At 73.3% G+C, this 19,120-nt stretch carries 13 protein-coding genes; 4 read left to right on the top strand and 9 right to left on the bottom strand.

Annotated elements, in window-relative coordinates; translation table 11 throughout:
* The first annotated feature begins 121 nt into the window (after nucleotides 1-121).
* Nucleotides 122-844, top strand: coding sequence for a response regulator transcription factor (locus ABT041_RS13600; protein ID WP_351183484.1), 723 nt, complete (start codon nucleotides 122-124; stop codon nucleotides 842-844).
* A 1-nt stretch (nucleotide 845) separates the two neighbouring features.
* On the top strand, nucleotides 846-1,958 hold the full coding sequence (locus tag ABT041_RS13595; RefSeq protein WP_351183482.1) for a sensor histidine kinase: 1,113 nt from the start codon (nucleotides 846-848) through the stop codon (nucleotides 1,956-1,958).
* Between the two features lie 6 nt (nucleotides 1,959-1,964).
* Here ABT041_RS13595 and ABT041_RS13590 read toward each other — a convergent pair whose 3' ends face one another.
* Nucleotides 1,965-3,026, bottom strand: a complete 1,062-nt coding sequence (locus ABT041_RS13590) for an NAD-dependent epimerase/dehydratase family protein (protein WP_351183480.1) — start codon at nucleotides 3,024-3,026, stop codon at nucleotides 1,965-1,967.
* A 150-nt stretch (nucleotides 3,027-3,176) separates the two neighbouring features.
* Between ABT041_RS13590 and ABT041_RS13585 the strand changes: the two genes are divergently transcribed.
* Nucleotides 3,177-3,740 (top strand): DM13 domain-containing protein, encoded by a 564-nt coding sequence (locus tag ABT041_RS13585; RefSeq protein WP_502976465.1) that lies wholly within the window; start codon nucleotides 3,177-3,179, stop codon nucleotides 3,738-3,740.
* A 114-nt stretch (nucleotides 3,741-3,854) separates the two neighbouring features.
* On the opposite strand, the gene ABT041_RS13580 is transcribed toward ABT041_RS13585, so the two are convergent.
* From ABT041_RS13580 to ABT041_RS13555, 6 genes are all read right to left on the bottom strand, one after another.
* Nucleotides 3,855-7,799: an nSTAND1 domain-containing NTPase gene (locus tag ABT041_RS13580; protein ID WP_351183478.1), complete on the bottom strand. Its 3,945-nt coding sequence runs from the start codon at nucleotides 7,797-7,799 to the stop codon at nucleotides 3,855-3,857.
* 92 nt (nucleotides 7,800-7,891) lie between these two features.
* Nucleotides 7,892-8,251 carry a CU044_2847 family protein gene (locus tag ABT041_RS13575; protein ID WP_351183476.1) on the bottom strand — a complete coding sequence of 120 codons (360 nt, stop codon included), beginning with the start codon at nucleotides 8,249-8,251 and terminating at the stop codon, nucleotides 7,892-7,894.
* Nucleotides 8,252-8,394: 143 nt separating this feature from the next.
* On the bottom strand, nucleotides 8,395-9,525 hold the full coding sequence (locus ABT041_RS13570) for a molybdopterin-dependent oxidoreductase (RefSeq protein ID WP_351183474.1): 1,131 nt from the start codon (nucleotides 9,523-9,525) through the stop codon (nucleotides 8,395-8,397).
* 19 nt (nucleotides 9,526-9,544) lie between these two features.
* Nucleotides 9,545-10,345, bottom strand: coding sequence for an SDR family oxidoreductase (locus ABT041_RS13565; protein WP_351183472.1), 801 nt, complete (start codon nucleotides 10,343-10,345; stop codon nucleotides 9,545-9,547).
* A 141-nt stretch (nucleotides 10,346-10,486) separates the two neighbouring features.
* The gene (locus ABT041_RS13560; RefSeq protein WP_351183470.1) at nucleotides 10,487-11,056 is read right to left on the bottom strand and encodes a SixA phosphatase family protein; all 570 of its coding nucleotides are present in this window, start codon (nucleotides 11,054-11,056) and stop codon (nucleotides 10,487-10,489) included.
* 41 nt (nucleotides 11,057-11,097) lie between these two features.
* Nucleotides 11,098-11,559, bottom strand: coding sequence for an RrF2 family transcriptional regulator (locus ABT041_RS13555; RefSeq protein ID WP_351183468.1), 462 nt, complete (start codon nucleotides 11,557-11,559; stop codon nucleotides 11,098-11,100).
* Nucleotides 11,560-11,820: 261 nt separating this feature from the next.
* On the opposite strand from ABT041_RS13555, the gene ABT041_RS13550 reads away from it, so the two are divergent.
* Nucleotides 11,821-14,508: an FAD/NAD(P)-binding protein gene (locus tag ABT041_RS13550; RefSeq protein WP_351183713.1), complete on the top strand. Its 2,688-nt coding sequence runs from the start codon at nucleotides 11,821-11,823 to the stop codon at nucleotides 14,506-14,508.
* Nucleotides 14,509-14,560: 52 nt separating this feature from the next.
* On the opposite strand, the gene ABT041_RS13545 is transcribed toward ABT041_RS13550, so the two are convergent.
* Both ABT041_RS13545 and ABT041_RS13540 read right to left on the bottom strand, forming a co-directional pair.
* Entirely contained in the window at nucleotides 14,561-15,754 is a 1,194-nt protein-coding gene (locus ABT041_RS13545) for a hypothetical protein (protein WP_351183466.1), read from the bottom strand.
* A gap of 468 nt (nucleotides 15,755-16,222) precedes the next feature.
* Nucleotides 16,223-19,018 carry a S8 family serine peptidase gene (locus ABT041_RS13540; protein ID WP_351183464.1) on the bottom strand — a complete coding sequence of 932 codons (2,796 nt, stop codon included), beginning with the start codon at nucleotides 19,016-19,018 and terminating at the stop codon, nucleotides 16,223-16,225.
* Nucleotides 19,019-19,120 lie beyond the last annotated feature (102 nt).

Raw genomic sequence — 19,120 nt, 5'->3', positions numbered from 1 at the left:
TCCCACCGTAGGAAGCGCAGGGCCTCCCGGGGCCGCTCGACTCCTTACGAAACGCGGACGTCGTCCGACGTACGCCCGGGTGGCCGTGACCGCCCGGCCGACGGATGCGACGCTGTCCGGCATGAGCGAGCACAGCGCCCCGACGCCCCCGGCCCGGATCCTGGTGGTGGACGACGACCCCACCGTGGCCGAGGTGGTGACCGGATACCTCGACCGGGCCGGATTCGCCGTGGAGCACGCGGCCGACGGCCCCGACGCCCTGCTGCGCGCCGGGGAGCGGCGGCCCGACCTCGTCGTGCTCGACCTGATGCTGCCCGGTCTGGACGGCCTCGAGGTGTGCCGGCGCCTGCGGGAGGCCGGGCCCGTGCCGGTGGTCATGCTGACCGCGCGGGGCGACGAGGAGGACCGGATCACCGGCCTGGAGGTGGGGGCCGACGACTACGTCACGAAGCCGTTCAGCCCGCGCGAACTCGTGCTGCGCGTCGAGTCCGTGCTGCGCCGCAGCCGCGGAACCGGGCCGACGGCCACCCGCACGGTGCTGCGCGACGCGGACCTCACCGTGGACCCGGCCACCCGGAGGGCCACTCGTGCGGGCAGCGAACTCGCCCTCACGCTGCGGGAGTTCGACCTCCTGGCGTACTTCCTGGAGCACCCCGGCGCCGCGCACACCAGGGAAGAGCTGATGAAGCGGGTGTGGGGCTGGGACTTCGGTGATCTGTCCACGGTCACGGTCCACGTCCGGCGGCTGCGCGCGAAGATCGAGGACGATCCGGCGCGGCCCCGGCTCATCCAGACGGTCTGGGGCGTCGGGTACCGCTTCGAGCCCCGGAAGGACGGGGAGTGACTTGAAGGACGTCCTGCTGATCGCCGGCTTCGCCCTGGCGGGCGCCGTCTGCGCCGGTCTCGCGGGCGCGCTCGTCCTCCGCCTCGTACGGCATCGTTCGGTCGCGGTCTCCCTGACCGTGGTCGCGGCCGTCACGGTGACGGCGATGCTCGCCGGGACGCTCGCCGTCGCCCAGGCGATGTTCCTGTCCGCGCACGACCTGTGGGTGGTGACCGTCGTCGTGGCCATGGCGGCCCTCGTCTCGCTCGGCACGGCCCTCGTCCTGGGCCGCTGGGTGGTGGCCCGCAGCCGTGCCCTCGCCCGCGCCGCGCGCGACTTCGGCGACGGCGGCCGCTTCTCCGCTCCCGGCGGCGCCGCGACCGCCGAACTCGCCGCGCTCGGCCGTGAACTGGCGGCGACCAGTGCCAAGCTCGACGCGTCCCGCAAGCGCGAGCGTTCCCTGGAGGCGTCGCGCCGCGAGCTCGTCGCCTGGATCTCCCACGATCTGCGCACCCCGCTGGCGGGGCTGCGTGCCATGGCGGAGGCCCTCGAGGACGGCATGGCCGACGACCCCACCCGCTATCACCGGCAGATCCGCACCGAGGTCGAGCGTCTGACCGGCATGGTCACCGACCTCTTCGAGCTCTCCCGCATCCACGCCGGCGCCCTGATCCTCAGTCCGAGCCGCATGTCCGTGTACGACCTGGTCGGCGATGCCCTGAGCGGCGCCGACCCGCTGGCCCGCGAGCACGGGGTACGGCTCGTCGGGGAGGAGGTCGCGGCCGTACCCGTCGAGGTGGACGGCAAGGAGATGACCCGCGTCCTCGCGAACCTCCTCGTCAACGCGATCCGTCACACGCCGGCCGACGGAACCGTCGCGGTCGCGGCCGAGCACCGCGAGGACGCCGTCGTCCTGTCCGTCACCGACGGCTGCGGCGGCATCCCCGACGAGGACCTCACCCGCGTCTTCGACACCGGCTGGCGCGGCACCGAGGCGCGCACCCCGCCGGCCGGCGCCGGGCTCGGCCTCGCCATCGTCCGCGGCATCGTGGAGGCCCACGCGGGCCGCGCCGAGGTCCGCAACGTCCCCGGCGGCTGCCGCTTCGAGGTCACCCTGCCGGCGGCGGCGAGCTGACCCCGGTCAGGCGAGGGCCGCCGAGGCCCGCTGTCCGGCCCGCGCGAACTCGGCCATGCCCTCGGCGAAGCCGACCTCGGGTCGCCAGCCGAACTCTCCGCGAAGCCGGGACGAGTCGGCGGTGACGTGCCGGACGTCGCCGAGACGGTACTCGCCCGTGATCACGGGCTCGGGGCCACCGCACGCCCGGGCGAGTGCGACGGCCATGTCGCCGACCGTGTGCGGTTCGCCGCTGCCGGTGTTGTACGTGCTGAGGGCGCCGGCCGGCAGCCCGTCGGCGGCCTCCAGGGCGACCAGGTTCGCCGCCGCCACGTCCCGTACGTGCACGAAGTCCCGCCGCTGGCCCCCGTCCTCGAACACCCGGGGCGCCTCGCCCCGGGCGAGGGCCGAGCGGAAGAGGGAGGCCACACCGGCGTACGGGGTGTCGCGGGGCATCCCGGGCCCGTACACGTTGTGGTAGCGCAGCGACACCGCCGTGCCGCCCACCGCGCGCGCCCAGGCCGCCGCCAGGTGCTCCTGGGCGAGCTTCGTCGTGGCGTACACGTTGCGGGGGTCGACCCGGGCGTCCTCGCGGACCAGGCCGGGAACGAGTTCGGCGTCGCAGGCAGGGCAGCGCGGTTCGAAGAGGCCGGCGTCGAGGTCCTCCAGGCGGCGGGCACCGGGCCGTACGACACCGTGCGCGGGGCAGTCGTACCGGCCCTCCCCGTACACGACCATCGACCCGGCGAGGACGAGCCGCCGCACGCCGGCGTCCGCCATGGCGGCGAACAGGACGGCCGTGCCGAGGTCGTTGCAGCTCACGTACTCCGGGGCGTCGGCGAAGTCCTTGCCGAGACCGACCATGGCGGCCTGGTGGCACACCGCGTCGACGCCCCGCAGGGCTGCGCCCACCGCCAGCGGATCCCTGACGTCCGCGTGGAGGAACTCCACGGCCGGGACCTCGGGAGTCACGGGGTGGGCGCTGGGCAGCAGGGCGTCGAGAACCACCGGCTCGTGCCCGGCGTTCGTGAGGGCGCTGACGATGTGCGAGCCGATGAACCCGGCTCCTCCTGTGACGAGTACACGCATGGCCGCGACGCTACGGACCGGAGGCGCGATCAGGAGGCGGCCGCGCCGGTCCGTAAGACTTCCGTCATCGGTCCGGGGCTGTCCGGTCAGGGGCGGATCACCTTGGATGGCGGACGAAGGTGAACGAGCGGTACGGGGAAGGAGGCCGTGGTGGAGAGCGTCACGAGGAAGCGGCGGTCATGGGTCGTGGTGATTGTCGCGGGTCTGGCGGCGGCGGTGGCCGGGTTGCTGTGGTTCAAGCCCTGGGCGCTGTGGGTGGACGAGACGGTGAACGAGGCGCTGCCCACCGCGAGCGCGACCCCGAGCGGACCGGCGACGGGCGAGCCCTCCTCCGCGCGGGCCACCCCCGCACCGTCAGGCCCGGTCACCGTCGCGGAAGGCAGCTTCGTCAGCCACGAGCACGCCACGACCGGCACGGTGAAGATCGTCCGGCTCACGGACGGCACGCACACGCTCCGGCTCGAAGGCCTGGACACGAGCAACGGCCCGGACCTGCGCGTCTGGCTGAGCGACGCGCCCGTGAAGCGGGGCAGGGCGGGCTGGGGCGTCTTCGACGACGGGAAGTACGTCGACCTCGCCAAGCTGAAGGGCAACAAGGGCGACCAGAACTACCCGCTGCCCGCCGGCTTGGACTGGTCGAAGTACCCGAGCGTCAGCATCTGGTGTGCCCGCTTCGACGTCTCGTTCGGAGCAGCGACGCTCGCCCGCACCTGACGGGCCTGGTCGTCGCCCGTGTGCCCCGGCCGCCGTGCTTCGGTGCGCGCTACGACCGGGGCCGCCCCGACTTCGATGACCCAGACGGCACTGCAGCGCGCGGAGGTCCACAGGTCAACTCGTGTGGCACACGGGGCCGACCGACTGGTCCGGCAGGTACGTGGAGCGTTCCTCCGGGGTGAGGTCGCGGTTGACGGTTCTGCAGATGCGCTTGACCGCGTCGGCGGGTCGGGGGAAGTCCACGTTCCACAGCCGCTCGGTCTTGTCGAGGCTGCCGGTGGCGACGTTGCGCCCGCCAGGACGGAAGGCGACCGAGAGCACCTCTGCGGTGTGCCCCGGCAGGAAGGCCCGGGACGCGCCGGTGGACGTGTCCCACAGCATCAGGTTCCAGTCGTCGCTGCCAGTGGCGAGCGTCTGGCCGTCGGGGCTGAACGCCACGGAGAGGACCTGGTCGGCGTGGCCGGGGAAGGTCCTGACGACCTTGCGGGCGTCCACGTCCCACAGCCGTGTCATCCCGTCGGCACTGGCAGCGGCGACCGTACTGCCGTCGGGGCTGAACGCCACCGAGTACACCTGGTCCGAGCGTCCGATCAGCGGGGGACGTGACTTGTGGGTGCGCACGTCCCACAGTCGTACCGTTCCGTCGCCGCCGCCGCTGGCGAGCATGCCGCCGTCGGGGCTGAACGCCACGGAATGCACCATGCCCGTGTGTCCGGTCAGCTTGGCGAGTTCGGTGCGGGTGCGCACGTCCCACAGCCGTACGGTCTGGTCGGTACTGCCGCTGGCGACCGTGTTCCCGTCGCGACTGATCGCCACCGACTGCACCTCGGCCGTGTGTCCGGTCAAGGTGGTGGGAGGTGTATCGGCGTCAAGGTCCCACAGCTGCACGCGGCGGTCGTAACCGCCGGTGGCGAGGATGTCTCCGTCGCGACTGAACGCCACCGCCGAGACCCCGCCGGTGTGCCCGGTCAGGACCGTACTCGTCTTCCCGGCGCCGATCGACCAGAGCCGTACCGTCTTGTCGCGGCCTCCGGTGGCGAGGGTCCGTCCGTCGGGGCTGAACGCCACCGAATAGACGATGTTGGAGTGCCCCGCCAGGGCCGCCAGCGTCGCACCGGTGGCAATGTCCCACAGCCGCACCGTGTGGTCGCCGCTACCGGTCGCGAGGGTGCGGTTGTCGCCGCGGAACGCCACCGAGAGCACTTCGCCGGCGTGCCCGCTGAGCTTGGTGCGGAGGGTACCCGCGGGCATGTTCCACAGCATCGCCGTCCCGTCGGTGCTGCCGCTGGCGAGGGTCTGTCCGTCGGGGCTGAACGCCACCGAGTACACCTGGTTCTCGTGCCCGGTCAGCTTGGCGCGTTCGGTGCCGGTGGCCACGTCCCACAGGCCCACGGTGGTGTCCCAGCTGCCGGTGGCGAGGGTCTTTCCGTCGGGGCTGAACGCCACCGAGTACACCTGATCCTTGTGCCCGGTCAGGGTTGCCCGCGTCTTCCGGGAGGCTACGTCCCAGAGCCGCGCCGTGTGGTCCGCGCTGCCGGTGGCAAGGGCGTGTCCGTCGGGGCTGAACGCCACCGAGTTCACACCGTAGGTGTGCCCTTTCAGGGTCGCGCGGTGTTTTCCGGAGGCTACGTCCCAGAGCCGCGCCGTGCGGTCGACGCCACCGGTCGCGAGGGTGCGGCCGTCAGGGCTGAACGCGACCGAGAACACCGTGTCGGCGTGGCCCGTCAGGGTGGCGCGGCTCTTGCCGGTGGCCACGTCCCACAGCCGTACCGTGCCGTCGGAACTGGCGCTGGCAGAGGTACGGCCGTCCGGGCTGAACGCCACCGAGCTCACCGCGAGGGTGTGGCCGGCCAGGCGGCGGTGCACGGGGAGGGCGGCGGCGGTCTCCAGGCTTTCGACGGCGTCTTGCGTCGGGCTGGTGCGGTACGCCTGGACGGCCAGCAGTGAGGCGAGGTCCGGGTTCGTGGTCATGGCCAGGTTGGCCTGGACGGCGAGCTGCCGGGAGAGCGCCGTCTGCCGTGCGGAGACTGCCGAGCGCCACTGCCACAGGGCCCCGCCCGCGGCGGCGAGTGCGAGGACGAGCAGGCAGGCGAGGAGTGCGTTCAGCCGTCTACTGCGCCGGATCACCGCTTGCTGGCGGTCCTTGCTGGCGGTGAGAAAGGCCGCGATGTCGGCCGGCAGACGACGGCTTTGCGACCAGTCGAGGCCCTCCGCGAGGGCCGTTCCGCCGAGCAGGTCTCCCGTGTCGGACTTCTCCGCCCAGCGGTCGCGCCGCTCCCGGGCGTGGTCGAGCCATTCCTGGAACCGGTGGTCCTGGTCGACCCACTCGCGCAGTCGGCCCCAGTCGCGGATGAGCGCGTCATGGATCAGCTCGGCCACCGGCTGCCCGGGCGGGGCGTCGGGGTCGTGGGGGTCGTGCAGCGTCTGCGTGATGATGATGCGATGGCGGGTCAGGGCCGCCAGCACCTCGTCGACGTCCCGGTTGCCGTCAGGCGCTCCGCCGGGGTCGGCGGCCAGGTCGCGCAGCTCCGAGAGAGGGAGCTGCGCCCGGATGGCGGGCACCGGGTGACGGGGGTCGGGTGGACGTACGAGGGAGGTGAGGATCCGCCGGGCGATGGGGAGCTGGTCGGGGCGCAGCCGGTCCAGAGCGGTGTCGCACCACGTCGTCAGGCTTCCGGTGACGGCCCCGATGCGGTGGTACGCGTCATGGGTGAGGTACCCGTCCTCGCGCCGCTCCCACAGTTGGCTGAGCGTCAGCTCGAGCAGGGGGAGCAGTGTCACGGGCGCTTGTCGGGCCGTGGCTCCCTCGGGCGTCGTCGCCAGGACGTCACTCACGATCTGCTCCGACAGTCCAGGCTGGAAGCGCAGCCCGACATCGTGGGCGGGCAGGGTGACAATGTCCTTCAGGTCCTGCCGGCTCAGCGTGCGCGGAACGTTGAGGAGCCCTGGCATGGCGGCCTGCAACAACCGGGGAGCCAGGGCGGCCAGCTGCGGATAGAAGTCGTCGCGCATGATCAGGATCACGTCGAGGCCGGAGTGGTCGGCGACCGCCTCCGTGATCTGGTCCGCGATCACCGGCCGACGGTCGGCACCGTCGCTCCCGGCAGGTTGGGTGAGGAACTCCTCGAACTGGTCGATGACCAGCACGATGCGGTGGCACGTGGGTTCCGCCGTCAGCCGGCGGCTCACGGCGGCGGCGAGTCCGTCCGAGGCGGCCCCGGCCAGACCCGCGCGTTCGAGTTCGACGGGAAGGTCCCGCATCGGCCGGACCAGAACGGGCAGCCACCGGTCGCTGCCCGGCAGTTCGCCCGCCTCCAGCGCACGCAGGACACCGGCCCGGATCAGGGACGACTTGCCCGAGCCGGACGGACCGAGCAGCAGCGTGAGCCGCCGCTGCCGAGCGAGGTTCGTCAGCACGTGGCCCACCGCCTCGGCCCGGCCCTCGAACCAGCGGGCGTGTTCCTCGGTGAACGGCTCCAGTCCCCGATAGGGGCAGACCTCCTGTTCGGCCAGGTCCGGCCACACCTCGCGCAGTACCTGCGTGGGCGTGGCGTACGCGATGCTCTGCCCCCGCTCGTACGCGTCAGGAGCGGTGATCTCGGTGACCATGCCGATCACCAGTCCGTTCACCTCGTCCAGTACCGGACCGCCGCTGAAACCCGTGGTCAGGTCGTTGGCCGAGGTGAGCTGCAGATGCGCGCCCCTGCTCCCGGTGGCCGGCAGCAGATCTCCCGCCACGCCGTAGCCGAAGTGCCCCTCCAGCGGGGCCTGGACCGGGAAGCCGAAGGAGCTGACCGGATGGCCCCGGCGGCCTGCGGCAGAGCCCAACGGCAGCGGCGTCACGGCCGGGGGCGTCAACGGCAGCCGGACGATGGCCACGTCGTCGCCCGCAGAGGCGCGCCACGGCCCCTCCAGGACCTGCCCGTCCACCCGGGGCGCGCCCTGCGCATGGGGGAAGGCCAGCCGCACCTGGTCGCCGGGCCCGCTTCCGGCGGCCTCGACGACGTGCGCGCACGTGACCAGGATGCCCTCGGCCACCAGGAACGCCGACCCGGCCACCGTTCCGTCAGGTCCCAGGACCTGGGCCACGGCAGGCGGCAGCCCTGGCGTGCGAGGGCCGTCCGGTCCTGGCACCGGGGTGCCGGAGCCGGTCACCGCGGGTCGTTCCGCTCGCTCGGATGCGGTGGCGGCTGAGTGGAATCGCTCGATTTCCAGGCCACGGTCACCGTCAGATGGCAGCCGGCACCGGTCTTGGTGATCACGGCCCCGGCGGCGAACGAGAGGTCGATGCCGAACTGGACGGTGATGTCGTGGGGGCGGGCCTTGCGCAGTTGATCGAGGGCGACGCGGGCGGCCGCCGTCACCGGCTCCAGCGCCTGCTGCAGTGTCTCCGGCAATTCATGGATGGCCTCGCCGATGCGGCCGGCCTTCACCGGTCCCTCCGCCGTGGCCGGAGCCTCGACCAGGACGTAGCCCCCGCCGTCCAGGGGGATCCGAGCAAGGGGCGCCACGACTCCTCCTCCGCCTCAGGTACACGGAAACGGGGCGGACGGGCCCGCGCCCGGGTCCTGGCCAGCCTTGCAGGACCGACGGCCGACCGCATGGCGGAATGGGCTTTACGCGTGAGCCGCCTGCTCGCCTGCTGAGGGAGACCTCACACGACGACCACCCCGACGGACGCCACGGGGTTGCAGCCGTACCCCTGGGCGTTCCAGGGCGCGCGTGACGGCTGGGTGTCGCCGTGCGCGTCGGTCGCGCGGGCCAGCAGACGGTACGGGCCCGGCCGGCGGGGCGTCCACCGGTACGACCAGCCGGTCCAGGCATACGGTCCGGACGGCGGCTCGACCACGGCGTCGTGCCATCCCTCGTCGCCGTCCGGGCCTTCGTCCACGCGGCCGTCCTCTCCGGTGCGCCCGTCCACGTCCTCGTACGCGGCCCGCACCTCGACCCGGCGGACAGGAACCCCGCCGCCGGACCAGGCCCGGCCCCGTACCAGGGTCTCGTGGCCGCGGCGGATCGCCGAGTCCGGTTCGGGGGCGGTGATGAGGGACTTCACCCGGACGGTCGTCACGGGCCCGTCGGGGGTGCCGCGCGACGTGCGGTAGACGTACTCCTCGACCTGGAAGACCCCGCTGAACGGCTCCGTCACGGCCCGCGCCTCGACCAGCCACTTCACGTCGGCGACCGCGTACCACCCGGGGACGACGAGACGGACCGGCGCGCCGTGCGCGGGCGCGAGCGGCTCGCCGTTCATATGGGTCGCGAGGAGGGTGTCCGGGTGGACGGCCACGGCGAGCGGGAGGCTCCGTTCGAAGGGCGCCTCACGGCCGAGCACGGTGCCCGAGTCGGCTCCGGCGAAGACGATCTCCGTGGCTGCCGGGTCGATCCGGGCCAGGGCGGCGAGTCGCCGGAAGGGCACGCCCGCGAAGTGCGCGCATCCGACGGCCCTCTGCCCCCAGGGCAGCCCCGGCGGGCGGGGTGACATCTGGCTGCGACCGTTCCCCGCGCATTCCATGACGACGTCGTACTCCCGGCGCTCCATCGTGAGCAGCTCGTCGTAGCCGACGTCGAACGGCTCGGCCACGGCTCCGCGGAGCCGCAGACGCCACCCGTGGGGTGTCGTCCGCGGGATGCCGAAGTGATCGCGTACGAACAGGGCGCCCGTCGGCGTCACCGGATCGGCGAGCGCGGCCGAGGGCGTCTGGGCGTTGTACGGGTCGACGGTGACCGTCTCGGGCGCCCAGGCCCGCGCACCGGACCCGAGGCGCATGGGCCATGTCGTCATGGCTGCCTCTTTCGTCGGTTCATTCCGGCGGGTGGGTGCGCAGCCACTCGGCCCAGGTGACGGTGCCCCGGTTGCCTTGGGGGCAGGTCAGGTCGCGGGCGGCACGCCCGACGGCGGACGGGACCGGAACACGCAGCAGCCGTCGCCGCCTGCCGCGGATCCGCTGCCATGTCGCGAGCAGCTCGCCGAGGGTGAGCACCTCCGGCCCGCCGAAGTCCGCGCAGTGCCCGCCGGGACCTTCGGCGAGTCGTCCGACCAGGTACGCGGCGAAGTCGCGCGAGTCCACCGGCTGGGTCCGCAGATCGGTGGGCAGGGCCATCACGGGCAGCCGGGCCGCCTTGCCCAGCATCCGGTCGGTCAGCCAGTGGAACTGGGTGGCCCGGAGGATCGACCAGGGCACCCGCCCGGCGCTCACCAGCCCCTCGGCGGTGTGCTTGACGCGCATGTACGGGATGCGGGCCCGGTCGACGCCGACGATGGACACATGGGCGAAGTGGGCCACCCCCGCCCGGGCGGCCGCGTCGAGCAGTCGGCGGGTTCCGTCGACGTCGACGTCCGGCGGGCTGCGCCAGAAGTCGACGGGCAGGAGGAAACCGCGCCTCGCCGCGGGGGAGAGCGTCGCCGCGTGGACGATCACCTGGGCCCCGGACACCGCCGCCGTGATGCCCTCGCCCGTGGCGAGGTCTCCGCGGATCCACTCCACGTCGGGATCCGATCCCGGTGAGCGGGCGAGTACGCGCACGTGGTGCGAAGGCTTCAGCCGCGCGACCACGTCCCGTCCGAGATGCCCGGTACCGCCCGTGACCAGAACGGTGTCCATCGGCAGCACCTCCGGATCGAGCAGGTCGGCCCCCGCTCCACTGTCTCACCACGGCGGCCCACCAGCATGTACGGCACCCGTGCGCGCTCCTGGGCGGGCTCGGGCGCGGAGGTGTCACTCCGGCGCCCGGATGCGCCCCGCTCACAGCGCGTCGCGGGCCCCGCGGGGAATCGCCAGGTCCGTCAGGAGCGCCTCGCCGGGGCGGAGGGCCGGCCAGGTGCCTGACCAGGTCAGGACGGCGATCGCGGACGTCGGGAACTTGGTCCGCACACGGTCCAGGGCGTCCCCGGCGGCCCTGGCCGCGAGCAGCAGGACCAGGTCCTCGAGGCCCGGGTTGTGCCCGACCAGGAGGAGGGTCGCGACCTCGTCCGGTACGTCGTGGAGGACATCGAGCAGTTCCGAGGCGTCCGCCCCGTACAACCGCGGGTCGTGGCGGGTCGGCACGGGGCCGTCCAGCTCCGCGGCGGCCAGCTCCCAGGTCCGGCGGGCGCGCCGGGCGGGAGAGCACAGGACGAGGTCCGGCAGGACGCCGCTCTGCGCCAGGAATCTCCCGGCGGCCGGGGCGTCGCGCAGCCCGCGCGGGCCGAGGGGACGGTCCTGGTCGGCGACGCCCTCCGGCCAGGCGCTCTTGGCGTGCCGCAGGACGAACAGCCGGCGCGGCCGGCCGCCGGCGGGAGCTGCGAACTCAGGGGTCTCGGTGGAGGGCGGCACGTCCCGAGCGTACGGGGCGGGTCGCCGCCCGGCCATGGGTGCTAGGGGTAGGTCCGTACGTCGTCGTCGTACTCGCGGGCCCGGTCCCGTACGAGCTCGGGCAGTGTGCCCGTCGCCAGATCCGCGAGGGTCGTACTCTCCAGGACCTGGCGCAGACTCGTCCGTACGGCACGCCACACATCCGGCAGGGGAGCCGCCGCACCCTGGTACTCGAGACCCGTCAGCTTCAGGTCCCGCACGCTGACGAGCGGTCCGTCCATGGCGCGGATGACCTCGGCGAGGCTGATCTCGGCGGGCGGCCGGGTGAGGGAGTAGCCACCGTCGGGGCCGCGCACGCTGCGCACCAGACGCGCCTGCCGCAGGTCGCTCAGCACGACGAAGAGAAAGCGGACGGGGATGTCCTGGCGTCCGGCGATGTCCTCGGCCTTGAGGGGCCGGTCCGGGGAGCAGGCCAACTCGGCCATGGCCCGGATGGCGTAGTCCGTTCGTGCTGAGATCCTCACGGACTCAATGTCTCACGAGTGGCGGGAACCTGACCTGCGCCGGTGCTCACAGGCCGTCAACAGCACTTCGGCGCGTCGTTGTTGTCCGGAAGCGGCGTTGTCACTCCACTTTGTTCATCGACATAGTGAACATTGTCCGTGCCCACTACCCGCCCCTGCTCGGAGGTTTCCGTGGTGTCCTCGCCGTCCGCCTCGCCCGCCGATTCCCCGGAGTCCGCCGGGTCCCCGGAGCCCGCCGAGTCCGCCCGCGAGCGACCGACCGTGGCGGTCGTCGGCGCCGGCGCGGCCGGTGCGCTCGTGGCCGTCCAGCTGTGCGAAGGGGCGGCCCGACGCCGCGTCCCGCTCGATCTGGTCCTCGTCGACCCCGCGCCGGAGGCGGGCCGGGGCACCGCGTACGCCACCGAGGTCCCCGAGCACCGGCTCAACGTGCCCGTCGGCGGCATGAGCTGCTACCCGGACGACCCCGGCCACTTCCGGCGCTGGCTCTGCCGGCACGGCGAAACCACCGTCACCGCGGCCGACTTCGCCTCCCGTCACCGCTACGGCTCCTATCTCGCCGACACGCTCGGACGGGCCATCATCACCGCGCACGGCACGGTCTCCGTACGGCGACTGCGCACCAGGGCTACGAGGTGCGCCGACGCGGCCGGTGGCCGTCTGGAGCTCACCCTCGCCGACGGCGGCACGGTGACCGCGGACAGCGTGGTCCTCGCCACCGGGCCCGCGCCGGGCCGGTCCGGCTGGGCCCCGGCCGAGCTGGTCGCCTCCGACCGGTTCGTCCCCCGCCCCTGGACGCCGGGCGCGCTCGACGCCGTCGGCGAGACGGACGACGTCCTCCTCGTCGGCACCGGTCTCACGGCCGTCGACCTCGCGCTCGTCCTCGACCGTCCCGGCCGCACGGTGCACGCCGTGTCCCGTGGCGGACTGCTTCCCCAGCCGCACGCGGTCGCCCCGCTGCCCGCCGTACCGCCGCCGCCGGGCCTCGCCGAGCTCCCGTTGCCCCGCCTCCGCAGGGAGTTGAAGCGGCACTTCGCCGCCACGCGCCGCGCCCACGGCGACTGGCGGCCCGCACTCGACGGGCTGCGGCCCGAGATCGTACGGCTCTGGCAGGGCCTGACCGACGACGAGCGGGCGGAGTTCCTCGGCCGTGACGCCACCCCGTGGAACGTGCACCGGCACCGCATGGCACCCTCCACCGCCGAGACCATCGCCCGGGCGCGCGCCGCCCGCAGGCTCCGCGTACACGCCGGCCGGGTCGTCTCCGCGGCGCCGGACGAGGACAGCGGCCTGATCGTCTCCCTCGCCGACGGCCGCGAGCTGCGCGTGGCCTGGGTGGTGGACTGTACGGGGCCGGGTCTGCGGGCCGACGCCGGCGGCGACCCGTTGTGGAGCGGGCTGCTGTCCGACGGCCTGGCCACGCCCGGACCGCTGGGCATCGGGGTCTGCACCGACGGCGGAAGGCTGCTCGACGCCCAAGGGCGCCTGGGGCGGCGGCTGTTCACGCTGGGCGCGCCCCGCAGGGGCGAGCTGTGGGAGACGACCGCGATCCCCGAGATCCGTGGCCAGGCCAAGGAGGTCGCCGAGGCCCTACTCACTCCGTTCACCCGTACTCCCCGGTCGGCGCGCCGCCGGCCCACCGACCAGTTCGGGCTGCCGCTGTCCACCCATGCCGCAGCCGCGGCGTCCTTCCGCCATGGACTCGCCCGGGTGATCACCGTACGGGCGAAGGCGGCCGAGTCGTTCGCGCGCGCCACGGAACTCGACCCCGGATTCGCGCTCGGGCACGCCGCACTCGCCCTGCTGGGGCACGAGTGCGGAGCGGACGTCGACGTCGCCCGGGAGCTGGCGGACGCCCAGCGCAGCGTGCGGGAACGCGGCGACGAGCGGGAGCGGTCGTTCGTCGACGTCGTCACGCGCCGCATCCGGGAGCACGAGGGCCACGGAGGCACCGCGGGCGACGGAGCCGGCGACGGCGACAGGGCGCTCGTCGACCACCTCGGCCGCTTCCCGGCGGACGCGTTCGCGCTCGGCATCGCCGTCCCCACCATCGCCTTCTCCGGCATCGCGGACCTCGACGGCACCCTGGCCCTCGGCCTGGTGGAGCGGACCGCGCCCGCCTACGCGGGGCACTGGTTCCACACCTCGCTGCTCTCCTTCGTACGGCAGGAGCAGGGAAGGATCGAGGAGGCCGGCGAGCTCGCCCGGGCGGCACTCTCCGCACAACCCGCCTCCGGCCATGCCGTGCACGCCCTCGCCCACGTCCACTACGAGTCCGGCGAGCACGGCACCGGCCGGGACTGGCTCGACGGCTGGATCGGCGGCCAGGGCAGGGGCGCCGTGCACCGGGCGCACTTCTCCTGGCACGTGGCGCTGCACGAACTGGCCCTCGACGACCCCGCGGCCGTCCGCCGCCGCTGGTTCGCCCAGCTCGCCCCCGGCCAGGTGCACGGGGTGCGGGCCCTCGTCGACTCCGGCTCCCTGCTGTGGCGGGCCCGCATGTCCCGGAACTGGACCGGTCGCGTCCCCGTCGCCGGCGTCCTCGACGCGGTCGCCCGCGATCTGGTCGAACGTCCCTCGACTGCCTTCACGGCCCTGCACAGCGCCCTCGCCCTCGCCACTGCCGGCGACCGCCCCGCACTCCGCCGCCTGCGCACCCACGCGGCCGGCGCGGACCCGGTGCAGCGGGAGGTCGTCGTCCCGCTGTGCAGCGCGCTGGAGGCGGTCCTGGAGGAGGAGTGGCCCACCGCGGTGCGGGAACTGCGCGGACTGCTGCCCTCACTGCGCCGCGTGGGAGGCAGCGCGGCCCAACGCGAGGTCGTCGAGGAGACCCTGCTGTACGCGCTGGTGGAGGCGGGTCACAGCGACACCGCCCGCCACCTCCTCGAACAGCGCCTCGACCGCCGCGCGTCCCCGCTCGACCGCCGCAGGCTGGCAGGACTCGGCGTCTGACGACCGGGTCTCCGACGGACGGGAAGAGCATCGGTCCGTTCTCCCGTACGTCTCACTGACCGGGCGGACGCTGCGGGACCTCCGTGTCCGGGGCCTGGGAGTTCGGGCCCCGGAAGCGGGCGAGGGTCTTCGTGAGGGCCTTCCACGGTGAGGGGTCCTCCTTGGCCGCAGCCGGCGAGGCCGTCCGCGGTGCGCCGCTGCCGCCGGTCGCCTCGGCGAGGGCCTCGAGCGCCGACTCGGCGGCCTCCCGGTACAGGTCGCAGGAGGCCGTCATGGCTTCGAGCGCCTTGGCGTACTGGGTGACCATGGCCCGTGCGTGGACCAGTTCCTCGGTGGGGGTGAACAGGTGCCAGCCCTGGCGCAGCCGTGTCAGGACCTGTTCGGCGTCGGCCGGCATCGGCTGGGGCAGTGAGGCGAACTCCCGAATCTTTTCGAGGAGTTCGGTGGGTTCCGTACCGTCCAGGAAGACGTTGCGTAGCGTGAAGCGCTCCGCGTCGTGGTCGACGGCCCGCGGTGTCGGGGGCAGGATGACGGCGCCGCCGCGCGGTATCCCCACGCCCAGCTCGCGCTTCATCACGAAGTCGGCGATCAGCGCCTGCTCCGGCGTGGCCCGGTGTTCGACCACCCGGTGCCGCAGGCTCGGCGGCAGGAACGCCGTGATCGGCCGCCGTCCCAGGACGTCCGGCGTCATCGCCTCGTGCACCACGACATGGATGAACCAGCTCTGCCGGGTGCAGGCCCGCAGCAGGCGGCGCAAGTCGTCGTCGTCCTTGGGCAGGTGGTTCGCCGCCCGCAGGCGCACGTCCGGCACCGGCAGGTGGTCCCATGCGACCTGGTCGCTGTCGGGCCAGAACATGGTGGCCGGCGAGGGCCAGCCCGCCTCCCACGCCCGCTCGGCCTCGGCGGCGAGGACCCAGCTGACACCCTCGCTCTTCGCACGGCGGGACTCGGGCTCGTACGTGGTCAGTTGGGCGCGCACCGTGACGTCGTCGGCGACGTGCCAGCGGGCCTCGAAGACGCGGCGGGCGGACGGGCCCGGGTCGGCGGACTCGTCGCGGGGGTACAGGTCGGTGGAACGCGCCGCCTCGACGGGGTCGAGGTCCAGGAAGTCGTCGATCACGCGGGCCGCCTTGAGGGCGAGCAGATTGCGCCGGACGTCCCGCTCGGGCTCGGGCCCGGTGTGGCGTCCGCGCCCGAGCCAGGCGGTGTCGGGGACGGTGGTCGGTGAAGTGGTGTTCTTGGCCATGGAACCGTTCCGTGGGCGATCGGGACCCGACCAGTATCGTCGGCGGCCAGGACGAGGGAAGCGGTACCCCGGTTCCCCGTCCGAGGCGTCGTGCAGCGACTGCCGTCTCGGCGGACGAGCGGACCGGTCCACCACCTGCAGTGATCGCCGAGGGGTGGACCGCTGCCCGGGCTGCTGGAACGGAATCCTCGAACGGATGTGGCTCGTCGTGCCGGAGAACCGCGCCCGCCCGAGCGGCCGCACCATCCGGCTCGCGGTGGCGGTCGTGCCGGCCGCGTCGGCGCACCCGGCGCCCGACCCGGTCGTGTCCTGTCCGGCGGTCCGGGCGAGGCCCCGGCGAACCGGATCAATGCCGCGCTCGCGGAAGCCCTCGGCAAACCGGTTCCGCCGCCCGCCGCATGAGAACCACGGGGAGGCGACGGCCCCCGAAGGCCGGAGCCTTCGGGGGCCGCGCACATCGACCGCCGGTTACCGTGCCGAGTAGCCGAAGGCCACGCCGTTGGCCGGGAGGCCACCGGAGCCGGGCTTATACGTGGTGGTGGGGGCGACCGTGCCGCCCTGCGTCACGTTGGACATCGGCAGCGCGTAGAGCGCGCCGGTGGCCAGGGGCCCGAAGGGCATGCCCACGTACAGCTTGGTCGCCGTGAAGTGGATGCTCCTGCCCAGGTACTGGTTGGCGCCGGGAGGTCCGGGGATGCCGTAGCCGTTGCCCGCCTCGATCCAGCGGTCGTTCGGACCGGCCGATCCGGCCAGCGAGAACGTGTGGACCGCGCCCGCGTTGGCGGTGGTGCCGATGTCCTCACCGGGCGTTCCCACGGCGAGCCGCATGGACGCCACGGTGCTCACCGAACCCGGGGCGGTGTTGACGGCGGTGAGGTACTCGCCCATGCGGTCGCCGGTCTCGGAGGTGCCGGCCACGTCGTCGTCCGCGGTGCCCTGCTTGAGCTCGCGCAGGTAGCTCCAGGTGCCGTCGGGCTTGATGCGGATCTGCACCACGCGGCCCGCGTTGGCGCGGTCCTCGGTGCCGACCGTGACGCTTTCACCGGGCGAACCGATCGCCAGGATCGACTCCGTGGCGGACGGGGCGCCGCTGGCCCGGAACGGGGCCATGGCCACCGCGTACCCGAACTGGTCACCCGCCTCCGCACCGCCGGAGATGGCCGCGTTGTTCTGGTCGAGTCCGGCCAGCGGCAGCGGGTGGCCGGTGGAGTCGAAGCGGTTGGCGTCGAAGATCGCGACGGCGCCGGCCTTCGTCGTGGTGTCGAGGGCCTCGTTGGGGGAGCCGATCGCGATGTAGTTCTGGTCGGCGGCCACGGACCAGCCGAAGAGGTCGCCCGCCTCGGGGTTACCGGGAACACCGGCCGTCGCCTGGCTCACGGCCAGGCTGGTGTTGCCGTACACGTAGAAGGAGGAACCCGCCTGCGCGATGTCGCCGATGGCTTCGCCGGGCAGGCCGATGACCAGGTACGGCCGGCCGGAGTCGTTCACCGCGGCCGCGATCCTGTGGCCCATGCGGTCACCCGCCTCGGACGCCGAACCCGCGATGGCGCCCGTGCCCATGCCCTGTTCGAGGTGCGTGGCCTTCAGGGTGCCGGTGCCCAGGCCCCCGGCGGCGCCGTACAGGATGTCGACGAAGCCCGCGTCGGTGGCGGTGCCGACGGTCTCGCTGGGGGTTCCGGCGACCAGGTCGGTGAAGCCGTCCTTGTTCCAGTCGATGGTGGCCAGCGTCTCGCCGAAGTAGTCGTCCGCCTCGGAGCCGCCGGGCACCCAGTCCAGGTCCTGGCTGATCTCCGCGGTGCCCTTTCCGCCGCCGTACACGAGGCGGATCAGACCGGCCTTCGCGTCCGTGCCGACGGTGGCCTGCGGGTCGGAGATCGCGATGTCCTCCGCGCCGTCACCGTTGAAGTCGGTCATGCCGGCCGGCTTCGGGGTGGTGCCCCCGCCGCTGACGGCGGCACCGAGGTCGATCCGCGGGGTGGTGGCACCGGTGTAGACGATGCCCCGGCCGCTGCTCTTCAGCAGGGCCGTCAGGTCGGCGATGGTCTTGGTGGGGAAGGCCTGCTTGAGCACGGCGAACGCGCCGGCCACGTGCGGCGCGGCCATGGAGGTGCCGTTCTTGGAGGCGTAGGTGCCGCCGGGCACGGAGGAGACGATGCCCGTGCCGGGGGCGAACAGGTCGAGCAGCGGGCCCCGGTTGGTGAAGGAGGACAGCTCGTCGTCGTCGGTGGTCGAGCCGACCGTGACGGCGGAGGAGATGCAGCCGGGCATGCTCACCGCGTCGGTGTGCCCGTTGTTGCCGGCCGCGATCACGGTGGCCACGCCGGCGCTCAGCAGACTGTCCACGATCGGCTTGCGCACATCGGTGTCGCAGGCGGTGGCGTAACGGCCGTTGCCGAGGCTGAGGTTGGCCGCGACGATCGGCGTTCCGGCCTGCTTGAGCTTCAGCACGTGCTCGAGGCCCTTGAGCTGTGCGCTCTGGAAGCTGCCCACGCAGGGGGCGGCGCCACCGCAGAACTCCTCGGTGGTGAACTGGCTGAAGACCTGGATGGCGGCGATGTTGGCGCCGGGCGCCACACCCTGCTTGGGAGCGCCGGTGATGCCGGTGCCGTTGCCCGCCGCGATGCCGGCCACGTGGGTGCCGTGGTCGCAGGCGGTCATGGTCGCGCAGGGGCCGGCCGCGGTGTTGGCGGCGCCGGTGCCCTCCTGCGTGTCGGCGCCGTTCGGGCACAGGCTGACGATGCCGCTCTCGGCGTCGCTCGGCGAGAAGCAGGCCTCGGCCACGACCCGGTTCTTCAGGAACGGGTGGCCGGTCTCGACGCCGGTGTCCAGGACGGCGATCGTCTGGCCCGTACCGGTCTTGCCCGCCGCCGTGGCGTCGTCGGCGCCGATGAGCGGGATGCTCTGGTCGAGGGTCGGCGGCTCGACCTTGTCCTCGGTGACGCTGACCACGCCCGGCTTGGCGGCGAGTGCGTCGAGGCCGGTCCGGTCCACCTTGAGGGTGACCACCGGCACGGTGTCGAACTGCTGCTTCGTCTCGCCGGCGGTCGCCGCGTCGGCGACGTCGGCGAGGGTCTCCGTGACGACGTTGACGCGGACCGTGCCGCCGCTCGCGGTCTGGTCGTAGAGCGGCGGGTCGACCGGGTCGGTCGTGGCTTCGGCGGCTGTCGTGGTGCTCGTCGGCGTGACGGCGTGGGCCGGTATCGCGGCGCCGAGGGTCACGGCCGTCATCGCGGTGACGACCGCCGCCCAGATCGTTCTCTTCATATTGCCTCGGTGAGCAGGGGGCGCGCCATGGCCGGGCCCGTGGGGAGGTGGACATGGCGCAGCCCGGGGAGATGTGGGGTGCGATGTGGTGAGAGGTCCTGG

It is taken from the genome of Streptomyces sp. NPDC002825, assembly GCF_040295385.1.
Classification (GTDB): Bacteria; Actinomycetota; Actinomycetes; order Streptomycetales; family Streptomycetaceae; genus Streptomyces.
Note: the sequence above shows the minus strand (reverse complement) of the source record. Positions and strands in the feature narration are given on the sequence as shown.